This window comes from Salmonella sp. NW722 (assembly GCF_051702785.1).
Lineage (GTDB): Bacteria > Pseudomonadota > Gammaproteobacteria > Enterobacterales > Enterobacteriaceae > Salmonella > Salmonella enterica.
Genome location: NZ_JAMMIN010000002.1, coordinates 252,335 through 266,356, shown reverse-complemented (window position 1 = coordinate 266,356; position 14,022 = coordinate 252,335). Strand labels below are relative to the sequence as shown.

Below are 14,022 nucleotides of genomic sequence, written 5' to 3'. Positions count from 1 at the left end.
GGACACATTCTGTTATTTAATGTGTGATGGCCAGATATTATATATGCCTGCTTTTCTGCGTCTGTCCTTGAACGTTGTTGCTGCCCCCCCAAGTCTATTTTCATATAGAACATCGAGGTTAATTTCTCCTGAAATGACATCCTCTTGATTGACGTGCGCCTCTGCGATAATACCTTGTGGATTTTTCCACACGACATCACAGGGGCTTAAAATTGAACTTCGGGCCCAGCAGCCTGGCAGTGGTCCACCTGGGTTTCCGCCCAGGCAACAGTGAACAAGATAAATTTGATTTTCAATACAACGTGCGTGGCAACAATGCCTGACTCGCCAAAATCCCTGTTCAGTAAACGTAGCGGAAGGCGTTAAAATTAACTCAGCACCCTGTTCCGCCAGCGTCGCAGCACACTCCGGTATTTCTGCTTCATAACAAATATTAAAACCCACCTTTGCAAATGGCAGTTGAAAAACAGCCATTTTATCGCCTTCCTGAGTATACCAACCCCGTTCAGCCGGGAAGATATGCGTCTTACTGTGAGCATAATGTTCGCCATCGGGTCCCCATATATGCGCAACATTCTCATAGCGATCTGCTCCAGTCTGCTCCAGATGAGAGCCAGCAATAATGAACTGTCCTCTTTCTTTCGCTTCCTGTTGAAAAAGCTGCTTATAGGCATCCGTAAACTGATCAATTAAAGTTAGGTGTGAAATGGGTCTTTCTTGCCATTTTTTCAATAATGTAAATAACTCAATGGTAAATAGCTCCGGGAAGATAACGACATCAGCACCCTGACTTTTATTAAGAAGTATCCTTACCTTTGTTATGAAATCTTCAAAAGTGTTTATTTCAGTAACAATATACTGACAGGCTGAAACAGTAAAATTACGTGACATTGTGATATCCCCGGCATGAAATTTAAACTTAAATTAACGTATAGCGCATGGAGAATGTTAGGGAGTGGGCATTACAACATCAGGTTATTTTTTGTGAAGCTGCGCAAAATATATGGAGAAAAGAGTAGAAGCATTGAACCTTTATTTACATAAAGGGGATTTTATCGATGATCGCAGCGAGACAGAGAGTCGATAAAAATCCAGGCGAAAAACAATAACCCTTACCACAATATTATTTTCAGCATCTGAAAATAATCAGGCAAACTAAATGATAACGCGCTCATATAAAACCAACGCGTATTTTTACCGATAAGGGTAATAAAGGTAATGAAGACGGCCACCCGAAGGTGGCCGTTAGAACCCGGTAGCGCTTCGCTTATCAGGCCAGTGAAACCGAGACAGCTTTAGCGGTGAGACGCCAGCGGCTGTTCCGTCATTGGCGGGTGGTGCTTTTCTGGATCTTTAATCAGTACCCACAGGATGATGGCGCCGATAATATCGAACAGACTGAGTGCAATGAAGAACGGGCCGTAACCGATAATAGCGACCAACGCCCCCATAAACAGGTTGAAGCTTAACTGTCCCATCCACGCCGCAGATCCTGCCAGACCGGCAACCGTCGCGACCTCATTTTTCTTGAACAGGTCAGCGCTCATGGTAATCACAACGGTAGACAGCGTCTGGTGCGCAAAACCGCCAATACTCATCAATGCAATGGCGACATACGGGTTAGTCGTAATGCTGACAAAACCGATCGAAATCATCAAAACAGCGCCGATGGTAAAGCTACAACGACGCGCATTGATCGTGGTCATGTGCATCTTTTCCATGAAGAACTTCGCCAGGAAACCGCCTGCAACGCAGCCAAAGTCCGCCGCCAGGAACGGCAGCCAGGCAAACATGGCGATCTCTTTTAACGGCAGATGCATCACGTTAATCAGATACAGCGGCATCCAGAAACTCAGCGTTCCCCATGCCGGGTCAGCCAGAAAACGGGTAATCGCCAACGCCCAGAAGTTACGCTTTTTAACGATCTCTTTAACGGCCGGTTTTTTATTATCGTCCTGGAGATAGCTTTCCTGGCCGTCTTCGATATAACGCAGCTCTTTGTGGGTGATCCACGGGTGTTTATTTGGCGAGTTATAAATCAGGAACCAGGTGATGGCGAACAGCACGCCGATCCCACCGGTAATCACAAACGCCATTTCAGTACCGATGCCGCTATCAGCAAAGGTCAGCATCGCCCAGACCACCAGCGGCGGCGCCAGCATCGCGCCAATCGAAGTACCGATATTAAACAGGCCCCCCGCAATACCGCGTTCTTTCGTCGGGAACCATTCGGCGCTGGCTTTAATCCCGGCCGGAATCGCTGACGCTTCGGTCAGCCCCATCAGACCACGCAGAAATGCCAGACTTATCCAGCCGCCGGCCAGCGCGTGCGCCATGTTGATCAGCGACCACAACAAGGCAAAGATAAAGAAGCCGATTTTCAGTCCGATGACATCCATCAAATAGCCGGTGATCGGCTGCGCAATGGTGTAACAAAGCTGGAAGGCGCTCACCACCCAGGAATATTGTTGCTCATCAAAATGGAGTTCTTTCATCATCGCTGGCGCCGCAACGCTAAGCGAGCTACGGGACAGGTAGTTTACGATGGTCCCCACGCAGACCAGGCCGATAATCCACCATCTTAATTTTGTCATCTTCATGATAAAGCCTCGTTAAAAAACATTAGCTCCGCGCCGTCTGACCTGTAGCGGGAAAACTGAAATCACAAAAATTGGTTGACCAATCAATATTTTCTCATCCGGACCGGTCAAAATCTGGCGACAACTCCCGCCATTAATATTCTTGAAATAAATACATCAGCTCATTTCAAGTTGAATGGTGAATGCTTTTCACCCAGCAAAAATTGACACAGATCAAATAAATAAAATTGGCAGACCGTGAATGATGATATTTGTGATTTGGTTAGCCAATTTAGACAATAAGGTTGACATGAGAAAAATTTTGGTTGAATTTAGGGGGCAGAACGGGTTTACAAAGCACGTTTCGATGTTGGCTGGCAATGGGTCAACCACGAAGACGTTATCGCAAGAAGAGGAAACGAGATATGAAACAAACCTGGCGCTGGTACGGACCTAACGACCCGGTAACGCTGTCAGATGTACGCCAGGCTGGCGCAACCGGCGTGGTAACGGCGTTACACCATATCCCGAATGGAGAAATTTGGTCGGTAGACGAGATCCAGAAACGTAAAGCTATCGTTGAAGAGGCGGGTCTGGAGTGGTCTGTGGTAGAGAGCGTACCTATCCACGAAGATATCAAAACCCACACCGGTCAGTACGATTTATGGATCAAAAACTACCAGCAAACGCTGCGTAACCTGGCGCAATGCGGTATCTATACGGTTTGCTATAACTTTATGCCGGTACTGGACTGGACACGTACGGATCTGGAATACGTATTGCCGGATGGTTCAAAAGCGTTGCGTTTTGACCAGATTGAATTCGCCGCGTTCGAACTGCACATCCTGAAGCGTCCGGGAGCAGAAGCCGACTATACGGCAGAAGAGATTGCTCAGGCAGAGCGGCGTTTCGCCACCATGAGCGAGGAAGACAAAGCACGTCTGACCCGCAACATTATTGCCGGTTTACCTGGCGCGGAAGAAGGCTATACGCTGGATCAGTTCCGTCAACACCTGGCGACGTATAAAGATATCGATAAAGCAAAACTGCGTGAACATTTTGCCTATTTCCTGAAAGCCATTATTCCGGTTGCCGACGAGGTTGGCGTGCGTATGGCCGTTCACCCTGACGATCCGCCGCGCCCTATTCTCGGCCTGCCGCGCATTGTCTCTACCATTGAAGACATGCAATGGATGGTGGAAACCGTTAATAGCATGGCGAACGGCTTCACCATGTGTACCGGATCTTACGGCGTGCGCGCCGACAACGATCTGGTTGATATGATCAAGCAATTTGGTCCGCGCATCTACTTTACGCATCTGCGTTCTACGCTGCGCGAAGAGAATCCGAAGACCTTCCACGAGGCCGCCCATTTGCACGGCGATGTGGATATGTATGAAGTCGTTAAAGCGATTGTGGAAGAAGAGCACCGTCGTAAAGCCGAAGGTAGCGACGATCTGATCCCAATGCGCCCGGACCACGGTCATCAGATGCTGGACGATCTGAAGAAGAAAACGAATCCGGGTTATTCCGCCATTGGCCGTCTGAAAGGGCTTGCGGAAGTCCGCGGCGTCGAACTGGCTATCCAGCGCGCTTTCTTTAGCAAATAACCTTCTTTCGCATGGCGCGACGCGTCATGCGATTTCCCCTACTCAATGCAATAGCAACATGCCTCGCCCCGGAGATCGCGGGCGAAGACGTCGAATGACAGGAGTTTGCAATGGAACAGAATATCGCCACCGCCCAGGTTTCCGTCGCCCGCCCAAACTGGGACAAATCACGTCTGGTATCCCGTATTGTGCATCTGGGCTGCGGGGCGTTTCACCGCGCGCACCAGGCGCTCTTTACCCATCATCTACTGGAAAAGAGCGACAGCGACTGGGGCATTTGTGAAGTGAACCTGATGCCGGGTAACGACGCGCGGCTGATCGCGAACCTGAAAGCGCAAAATCTGCTGTACACCGTTGCAGAACGCGGCGCAGAAAGCACCGAACTGAAAATTATCGGTTCAATGAAAGAAGCGCTGCACCCTGAATTCGACGGCCATGCAGGGATTCTGGCGGCAATGGCGCGCCCGGAAACCGCCATCGTCTCCTTAACCGTGACCGAAAAAGGCTACTGCACCGACCCCGCCAGCGGCGAGCTTGATGTCAATAACCCGCTGATCCAAAACGATCTTGCCCATCCACAGCAGCCTAAATCCGCCATTGGCTATATTGTCGAAGCGCTAAACATGCGCCGGGAGCAAGGACTGAAAGCTTTTACCGTGCTGTCGTGTGATAACGTACGCGAGAATGGTCACGTCGCGAAGGCTGCCGTCCTCGGCCTGGCAAAAGCTCGCGATGCCGCCCTCGCCGCATGGATTGCCGACAATGTGACCTTCCCCTGCACCATGGTTGACCGCATTGTTCCGGCGGCGACCGAAGAGACGCTACAACTGGTTGCCGACCAGTTAGGGGTTTATGATCCTTGCGCTATCGCCTGCGAACCCTTCCGCCAGTGGGTCATCGAAGATAACTTTGTGAATGGTCGCCCGGACTGGGACACCGTCGGCGCGCAATTCGTTGCAGACGTCGTACCGTTTGAAATGATGAAGCTGCGTATGCTTAACGGCAGTCACTCTTTCCTCGCCTATCTGGGTTATCTCGGCGGGTATGACACTATCGCCGATACCATGACCAACCCGGCTTACCGGCGCGCGGCGCTGGCGCTGATGCTTGATGAACAAGCGCCGACGTTGTCAATGCCGGAAGGCACCGATCTGGAAGGGTATGCGAATTTGTTGATTGCGCGTTTCACTAACCCCTCGTTGAAACACCGCACCTGGCAGATCGCGATGGATGGCAGTCAGAAACTGCCGCAGCGTTTGTTGGACCCGGTGCGCCTGCACTTGCAACAGGGCGATGACTATCGCCGCCTGACGCTGGGCGTCGCCGGATGGATGCGTTACGTCGGCGGTGTCGATGAGCAAGGTAAAACCATTGATGTCGTCGATCCGCTGCTCGCGCAGTATCAGGCGATTCATCAGCAATATCAGACGCCGGAAGAACGCGTTCGCGGGCTACTGGCCATCGAGTCTATCTTTGGCAACGACCTGCCGAAGAACCACGAATTTGTGCAAGCCGTTACCGACGCTTACCAACAGCTATTGCAGAATGGCGCGAAAGCCACGGTAGAAGCGCTGGCTAAGTAAGGAGATAAATCATGGCTACGTTTATGACTGAAGATTTTCTACTTAAAAACGACATTGCCCGCACGCTGTACCATAAATACGCCACGCCCATGCCGATTTATGACTTCCACTGCCATTTAAGTCCGCAGGAAATCGCCGACGATCGCCGTTTCGATAACCTCGGTCAGATCTGGCTGGAAGGCGACCACTATAAATGGCGAGCGCTACGAAGCGCAGGCGTGGATGAGTCGCTGATCACCGGCAAAGAGACCAGCGATTATGAAAAATATATGGCCTGGGCCAATACCGTACCAAAAACGCTGGGCAATCCGCTGTATCACTGGACGCACCTTGAACTACGCCGTCCATTTGGCATTACAGGTACGCTGTTCGGACCGGATACCGCGGAAAGTATCTGGACGCAGTGTAATGAGAAACTGGCGACGCCGGCCTTTTCCGCGCGCGGTATTATGCAGCAGATGAATGTGCGGATGGTCGGAACCACCGACGACCCGATAGATTCTCTGGAATATCACCGCCAGATAGCCGCCGACGACAGCATTGATATTGAAGTCGCGCCAAGCTGGCGCCCCGACAAAGTTTTCAAAATCGAACTGGACGGCTTTGTCGATTACCTGAGGAAACTGGAAGCGGCGGCAGATGTCAGCATTACCCGTTTCGACGATTTACGTCAGGCGCTCACTCGCCGTCTCGACCATTTCGCCGCCTGCGGCTGCCGCGCGTCCGATCATGGCATTGAAACGCTGCGATTTGCGCCGGTGCCCGACGACGCGCAGCTTGACGCCATTCTGGGCAAACGTCTGGCTGGCGAAACGCTGAGCGAACTTGAGATCGCCCAGTTTACCACGGCGGTGCTGGTCTGGCTGGGCCGTCAGTACGCCGCGCGCGGCTGGGTGATGCAGCTACATATTGGCGCGATCCGTAACAATAATACCCGGATGTTCCGCCTGCTGGGGCCGGATACCGGCTTTGACTCCATTGGTGATAATAACATTAGCTGGGCGCTCTCCCGTTTGCTCGACAGTATGGATGTGACCAATGAACTGCCCAAGACTATCCTCTATTGCCTGAACCCACGTGATAACGAAGTCCTGGCGACCATGATCGGTAACTTCCAGGGGCCGGGAATTGCCGGAAAAGTGCAGTTTGGTTCCGGCTGGTGGTTTAACGATCAGAAAGACGGGATGCTGCGCCAACTGGAGCAACTGTCGCAAATGGGACTGCTAAGTCAGTTTGTCGGGATGCTGACCGACTCCCGCAGTTTCCTTTCTTATACGCGACATGAATATTTCCGTCGTATTCTCTGTAACCTGCTGGGACAGTGGGCGCAGGACGGAGAGATTCCTGATGATGAAGCGATGCTAAGCCGTATGGTTCAGGATATCTGCTTCAATAATGCCCAGCGTTATTTCACGATTAAATAATCGCTATTAATCTGTGAGCACAGGTTTCAGGTATTTCAAGGGGCAGGAAGGCGGTAAGAGAGTGAGAAATTTAGCAGTAACGCATTTTTCCAGCCAAAGACTGGCCACCGATAAAAAGCAAAGAGGTTGCTGATTAATCCCGAATCACTTACTAAGGTAAGTGATTCGGGTAAACAAACACAGCCATCTTTTGCGTCATGCTTTTTTTCTCTGTCCGGAATAACTCCAGTGCAGAAAGTGTGATACATCAGTCCTGTTGATGATGGCTCCTGTTGGTTATACGGTAATAACTCATGACTTCACACTGTGGTTTCCTTTAATAAATCGACAGCCAGCATTTCCAGCTGGTTAACCACCTCATTACTGGATCGCTCCATTCTGTCGAGTTCTTGCGACATCGCATTCATATCGCCTGCGGCAAAATAGTTCAGCGCAGAGTGACCAGCGGTATGCACCTCTTTATGCGGCGCTTCCAGACTACGGAAACTGTAGTAGTTGCTAAACTGCTGCCCTTCAAAACCGTAGTACCATTTCCCCAGCCGACACTGATCGTGCATCGTTATTTTACTGTTTATGTCTTTATTTAAGAGTAATTTGTAGACTTCCATTTTCCAGATAACATGGTCAACTTTGACAATATTCAAAAACTGCACCGTAGAGATGTACTGCATGACCGATTTCATGCTCAGCGATTTATCGATGACGATGCCAATAGACTCCACAATTTGATTTATGTTAGTCGTAATATTATCAATAACCGGCTGTTGGTTATCCAGCACCTCACTCACTCTGGCCGTATTATCTTTGATTACAGAGGTTAACGTACTGACGCTTTTCGAACTGTGTTTAACATCTTCGGACAGGTTTTTCACCTCTTTCGAAATAACGCTAAAACCACGCCCGGCATCCCCTACGCGCGCGGCCTCGATCGCGGAGTTAATCGCAATCAAATTGGTCTGGTTAGCGATCTTCTGTATCTCTTTAATACACGCATTAATTTGCGTTAAGGAGGTATTTAAGTCGCCCATACGACAGCCAATATCCGATGAAGTCGTGCCAATTTCGGTGATAAATTCCACGAGCGATTTTAATGAACTTCTGGCTTTATCATTCTGTTCGTTAAGTTCATTAATGCGTTCTTTTTCAATGTTGAGCTGCTCACAGGACTTAATGATGGCATTACGAATGATATCGATCGTCGAGATCCCCATCAGAATTTTTTGACACAGTATCCGCTCATAAGGCTCAGGAGTATCCACCACCACGTCAGACGCATTAGCGCCAGATTCTGCTGGCGGCGGTATTTTTACAACATTATTATTCCAGTGGCGCAAGCCTAATACTTTTTTAAACATATACCATTCTCCTTATTATATGTGGACATCCTGATCTATGCCTGGATAAAGTATTATCAACTCATGCTAACATAATGAAAAATCGGCTGTCATCTGCCATAACCATACGTTCACCAGAATAAGACAAAACGTCCACCAAACTTAAATAATTACAAAGTAAACTATTCAACAATACCATTAATAGTCATGATGGAAGTCGCTTCGCTTTATACTGAAATATTATTTACAAGGCTGACAATAATAGCTGAATAATAATTAACTGCATTTACTTAGGTGTATCTATATCTCGGCCCGAAGATTGCAGACAGGGTTTAAACGCAAACTTTTGCAATAGAAAAATAACCTAACGTAAACTTTTTATATGACCAATAATATCATTTGGACTCATCAATATATTATGCTGTCCGTTTACCAGCCAAACAGGCATGACCTAAATCCAAAAGGATAGGGGCGGCGTAACCAGCCGCAAAAAGTATCGATTAATCGAAAATCAGGAAACGGATGCGCCAACGCGGCGAGCGTCACCGCCTGCGTCAGAAAAGTTAAGAATAATTTGTGATATTATTTCTCATATGTTACCAGTAAATGGCAGGCTGACAGCCGTTCGTTGGTAAACACAACAGGCGGGATATCGGCACCCACGCCGATATCCCGACGAGAATGACCCCGTTACGCTTTGATGACGATTAACGGTTCAATATCGCTCTCTTTTTTAATGACTAATGAATCATCGCCGCGCAGGCACGTACCGCCGTAGTTACCGCCCACGGTAAACGTACAGACCTGAATATACTTCCCGGCGACCTTCGGCAGGCACCACAACTGCTGATAGATATTTTTCTGCGTGGCGAACTTGCCGCTGGTTTTATCCAGGAGCTCTTCCTGATGGCTCACCAAATCAATATTACTACCGCAACGTCCGGCAATCGGTTTTACCGCATAGCCGGTCTGCACCAGCTCATCGTTAACGGTAAAATCCGTGTCGAGCAAATAGCGATGATGCGGGAAGAGCGACCACAGGATGGGCAGGATCGCTTTGTTACCCGGGATCACCGTCCACAGCGGTTCAAACACCAACACTTCCGGGCGCAGTAATACATCAATCAGCCGGACTTCATTTTCCGGGTGCCCGGTACGAATAGGCACCGCGGCATACTCCGTCTCGCTGACTTCGCGTATCTGCTCCATCGCCGTTTCCCACGCCCAGGTTTTCCAGACACAATTCACCAGCCGTCCGTCGCCATCGATCAACTGCCCGGCGTCATCCCAGCGCAACTCGCCCAGCCCGCGGAGAATTTTGCTCGCGAAACCAGCCTGATGCAGCGCCTGCTGCATAAACTGCGCGTGATAGTCCTCCTCGATATCATCATCCTGCATGATATGGACGAAAGGACGCGCTTTACTGTGTTTCCAGGCGCCTGCCAGCTCGTTAATTAAGCCCTCCGCCGGGTTATGCCCTTTACCGGTATAGCCCTGCTCAGCCCATTTTTCGAGAATTAATCCCGCTTCGGTATGGCATGATGCGGAATCGGCATTGTATTCATAGACTTTCAGCCCGCGTTCATCCATGCAGAAATCCATACGACCGGTGATCATATGGTGACGACGGCGCTGCCAGGAGAGGCGCAGACGCGGCCAAAGAATTTTGGGGATATCGAATAGCGCCAGCAGATTATCGTCTTTTAAAACTTTGTCCGTGGCGTGCAGGTACATCAAATGCAACTCATTGGTCGCTTTGATAAGCTCCTGTTCAGCGCTCTCGGTGATGGTAAAATACTGGTACGGGTCCTGATTGATAACGTGTCCGTTCGCCTGTACATAGGCTTTTTGTAACGGATCGCGCTCATCCAGCCACTGACCGTCAAACTGACCTTTCTCTGGCAGTCTTGCGCCGCGAATCGCCAGCGACTGATTCGCGATGTCAGGCTGTGACAAACTGTATTGCGTGTCGTCGGTCTGGATCATCCAGCCTAAAATCGTCGTGTCATCAAAGGTGTCGCGCAGGGTGTAACACCCGTTTTCTACGACCATTTCCAGTTCGCGAGTCCACTGCTGCCCTGGCGGCAATGGCGTGTGGATAACGTTTTGCTCAGCAATACGAATTTTGTTATCCAGGAGCTGGGTGATAATCGCAACGTGCCCGGTTTCGTTAAACTCGCCGCCCTTTTGCCAGATGAGCAGCGCCCCGGCCTCCGGCGCGCGCGGCGAACCGTTCGGGAAGGCCTGCAAAGGCAAAATATTGTCATTCACGACCTCGCGCAGAAAACGCAGCGAGAAGATTTCCCAGGCCATGCCGACGTCAGTAAAAACAACGCCATAATTCAGAAAGAGAAAACGACGGGCAAATTCCACGCACTGCCATTTATGCCCCATGTATTCATCGTCGATGTAGCTACGAAAGGCTGCGTCGTCGTCGTCCCACGGATCGAGGGAATTGTAATCTGAAGAGTAGATCGCTACGCCGCCGGGGGCGTAACCCAATAATGTCCCGAAGGGGGCATCCTGACTGGTGGTTCCTTTGCTCATGCACTTACCTCAAAACAAGACCGCCTGAGCAGCCTGGCGTGATTTCGCTCTGATTGTCTGCTCTGTGACACTAACCGGACAGAGGTCGACATAATCATACACCTCAATAAGGCACACTGAGGCCAGAAGGTTAAAATTTCACTCGCCGGAATGTCCCAATCGGTTAAATGTCCGGTTAGCAAGCTGCTACACTGCTTCAACACCACCACTGTGAAGGCAGGTCAATATGGCAGATAATACTTATCAACCCGCAAAAGTCTGGACGTGGGATAAATCCGGCGGCGGCGCGTTCGCTAACATTAATCGCCCGGTTTCCGGCCCGACGCACGACAAAACGCTGCCCGTCGGCAAACATCCGTTACAGCTTTATTCGCTGGGGACGCCTAACGGCCAGAAAGTGACCATTATGCTGGAAGAACTCCTGGCGCTGGGCGTGACCGGCGCCGAATATGACGCCTGGTTGATTCGCATCGGCGAGGGCGATCAGTTCTCCAGCGGCTTTGTTGACATCAATCCGAACTCAAAAATCCCGGCGCTGCGCGATAATTCACACAACCCGCCGATTCGGGTTTTTGAGTCGGGCGCAATTCTTGTTTATCTGGCGGATAAGTTTGGCCATTTCCTGCCGCAGGATCTGGCTAAGCGCACAGAAACCCTTAACTGGTTGTTCTGGCTACAGGGCGCGGCGCCGTTCCTCGGTGGCGGTTTCGGTCATTTCTATCATTATGCGCCGGTAAAAATTGAGTACGCCATTAATCGCTTCACCATGGAAGCCAAGCGTCTGCTGGACGTGCTGGATAAGCAGTTAGCTCACCACCCGTATGTCGCGGGAGAAGAGTACACTATTGCCGATATGGCCATCTGGCCGTGGTTCGGCAACGTGGTGCTGGGGAATGTCTATGATGCAGCGGAGTTTCTGGATGCCGGAAGTTATCAAAACGTACAACGCTGGGCGAAACAGGTAGCCGAACGTCCGGCGGTAAAGCGGGGGCGCATTGTCAACCGGACCAACGGCCCATTGAACGAACAGCTTCACGAACGCCATGACGCCAGCGACTTCGAAAACCATACCGAAGATAAACGTCAAAGTTAAACCATAATGCCGGATGAGGTAGTAATGTCGTCATCCGGCATGGTATTCCCTGCTGACGCTTCGCTTATCAGTTCTGCGAGTGTGTCATATTCGGCGCTTCACTAAACCCATGTTGCATGAGAATCAACCTCGCCCGTACTGATAGTAAAAAGTCGGCAAGCGTTTTTCCCTGCTCGCTCAGGCAGGCAAAGCCATATTCAGCCACGGGATTATAAGGTTCCGGGATATCAACCACTCGCAGCGAATTAACCTGCCGTAGCCTGGGAGCATAGCTGGCATAGCCGATAAAGATATCGGTGTAATCATGATTGATGAGCCATTCCGCCGCCAGCCGGCCCGCCGGTAACGGCAAAGTCTGTCTGCCGCCAACCAGCGCTACCGCGCGTTTTCGGACCGCTTCGCCCTCCTTGCCCATCCGCGAAAAAAGCTGCTGCGTATAATCGCCGGAAGGATCGCAACCTGCTGTTGAGGTGCCGATCCGCAGATCCCGCCGGGTTAATAGCGACAGCCAGTCCTCGCCTTCACGCATCGCCTGTGCCCGCACGCTCAGACACAAACGGTTCGTCGTAAAAGGCGCGACCCGCAGTGCCCGCCCGCTTTCCAGCAGCGCCTGCGGATGCGCCAGGTTCGCCGAAGCAAAAAAGTCGCATGCTTCGCCCGCTTCGATGCGTTCACGTAACAGCCCCGCCGGACCGAAATCACATACCGCATCCGCCTGAAACGCCGTCATTAGCTGCGGCCAGACGACGCGCAAGCTCCCCGCAGCCAGTATTCGCATCACTGTACGCCCTGATAGTCAGTACGGTAAAAACGTTGATACCAGTCGTTAGCGGCCTTTTGCATGTCAATATCGTGGAATTTTTCCGGATAGAGTTTTTTCGCCATCCACAGTTCGCCGATTCCCACCGCCTCCGGCATCGGATATCCCCAGGCTTTGGCATAATCCGGCATCAGGTAAACCCGATGATGCTTCACCGCGTCAATGACCTGCCACTGGGGATTGTGCAGGATCTCATTGACGACCTTTGGATAGCGATTCTGGACAAAGATTACCTGTGGATCCCAGGCGATCACCTGCTCCATTGTCACCTGCTTAAAGCCTTTCACCGAGGATGCCGCTACATTCAGCGCCCCCGCATGGGCCATCATCAGACCGGTATATTTACCGGAACCGTAGGTGGTCAACTCCGGATTCGCCATATAGGCGCGAACCCGCTCATTTTCAGGAACCGACTGCAAACGGTCGCTGACCATCTTGCGACCTTTATCCATCGCCTCAATCAGCGCTTTCGCCTCCTGCGGTTTATTGACGATATCGCCAATCAGCGTTATTCCTTCACGCAGCCCGCGATTATAAGCCTGCTCTTCATCGGCCAGGGTCGGGTTCATTTTAGCCTGCTCGCCAGCAACATCATGGCGCAGCGAAATCGCCACCACCGGAATGCCAAGACGGCTGATCTTGTCGATCATCTCCTGCGGAGCGTAATTCGTGACAAACACCACCTGCGGGCGCAGCGCCACCAGTTTTTCAGGATCAACGTGCGTTAGATCGCCCAGCGAGGCTTTTTGCGCCAGTTCCGGCGCCAGACGCGCATAGCCGTCGCCTAATTGCTGTTTCCAGTTCGCCATGATCCCAACGATTTTGTCAGTGGCATTCATCTGTACAAGGAGATTGAGCGTTTGATGCTGGAGCACCACCACTCTGTCGACGGTATCGGGAACCGTGACCTGGCGGCCAAGTTGATCGGTAAAAGTACGCGCCGCCTGTGACATTAACGGCCAGCAAAAAAGCAACGCCAGCAGAGAGAGCTGGCGCAAAAATTTATTCATAGGTTTCGCCCCATAATCGATA

10 protein-coding genes are annotated in these 14,022 nt (G+C 50.9%); 4 read left to right on the top strand and 6 right to left on the bottom strand.

From position 1 onward, the window contains the following. Nucleotides 1–12: 12 nt before the first annotated feature. Together NA330_RS05605 and NA330_RS05600 are read right to left on the bottom strand one after the other, a co-directional pair. Complete coding sequence (locus tag NA330_RS05605) at nt 13–891, bottom strand: carbon-nitrogen hydrolase family protein (RefSeq protein ID WP_000089254.1); 879 nt, start codon at nt 889–891, stop codon at nt 13–15. 404 nt (nt 892–1,295) lie between these two features. Continuing rightward, nucleotides 1,296–2,600 carry an MFS transporter gene (locus tag NA330_RS05600; protein ID WP_000784371.1) on the bottom strand — a complete coding sequence of 435 codons (1,305 nt, stop codon included), beginning with the start codon at nt 2,598–2,600 and terminating at the stop codon, nt 1,296–1,298. Between the two features lie 404 nt (nt 2,601–3,004). On the opposite strand from NA330_RS05600, the gene uxuA reads away from it, so the two are divergent. The 3 genes from uxuA to uxaC all read left to right on the top strand — a co-directional run bounded on the left by uxuA (nt 3,005) and on the right by uxaC (nt 7,196). Further along, complete coding sequence (gene uxuA, locus NA330_RS05595; RefSeq protein WP_000815487.1) at nt 3,005–4,189, top strand: mannonate dehydratase; 1,185 nt, start codon at nt 3,005–3,007, stop codon at nt 4,187–4,189. A gap of 110 nt (nt 4,190–4,299) precedes the next feature. Continuing rightward, nucleotides 4,300–5,772 (top strand): fructuronate reductase, encoded by a 1,473-nt coding sequence (locus NA330_RS05590; RefSeq protein ID WP_000437132.1) that lies wholly within the window; start codon nt 4,300–4,302, stop codon nt 5,770–5,772. An 11-nt stretch (nt 5,773–5,783) separates the two neighbouring features. Beyond that, nucleotides 5,784–7,196 (top strand): glucuronate isomerase, encoded by a 1,413-nt coding sequence (gene uxaC, locus NA330_RS05585; RefSeq protein WP_023241587.1) that lies wholly within the window; start codon nt 5,784–5,786, stop codon nt 7,194–7,196. Nucleotides 7,197–7,495: 299 nt separating this feature from the next. On the opposite strand, the gene NA330_RS05580 is transcribed toward uxaC, so the two are convergent. Then, nucleotides 7,496–8,551, bottom strand: coding sequence for a methyl-accepting chemotaxis protein (locus NA330_RS05580; protein WP_000475254.1), 1,056 nt, complete (start codon nt 8,549–8,551; stop codon nt 7,496–7,498). Nucleotides 8,552–9,220: 669 nt separating this feature from the next. Beyond that, the gene (gene gss, locus NA330_RS05575) at nt 9,221–11,077 is read right to left on the bottom strand and encodes a bifunctional glutathionylspermidine amidase/synthase (protein WP_000033690.1); all 1,857 of its coding nucleotides are present in this window, start codon (nt 11,075–11,077) and stop codon (nt 9,221–9,223) included. Nucleotides 11,078–11,303: 226 nt separating this feature from the next. Between gss and yghU the strand changes: the two genes are divergently transcribed. Then, on the top strand, nt 11,304–12,170 hold the full coding sequence (gene yghU, locus NA330_RS05570) for a glutathione-dependent disulfide-bond oxidoreductase (protein ID WP_000774852.1): 867 nt from the start codon (nt 11,304–11,306) through the stop codon (nt 12,168–12,170). 67 nt (nt 12,171–12,237) lie between these two features. Here the strand turns inward: yghU and NA330_RS05565 are convergent, their stop codons facing one another. Both NA330_RS05565 and NA330_RS05560 read right to left on the bottom strand, forming a co-directional pair. Further along, nucleotides 12,238–12,948: a molybdate ABC transporter substrate-binding protein gene (locus NA330_RS05565; RefSeq protein ID WP_023241588.1), complete on the bottom strand. Its 711-nt coding sequence runs from the start codon at nt 12,946–12,948 to the stop codon at nt 12,238–12,240. After that, nucleotides 12,948–14,000, bottom strand: a complete 1,053-nt coding sequence (locus tag NA330_RS05560; protein ID WP_001650699.1) for an ABC transporter substrate-binding protein — start codon at nt 13,998–14,000, stop codon at nt 12,948–12,950. Before NA330_RS05560 ends, NA330_RS05565 begins: the two co-directional genes overlap by 1 nt. Nucleotides 14,001–14,022: the final 22 nt, after the last annotated feature.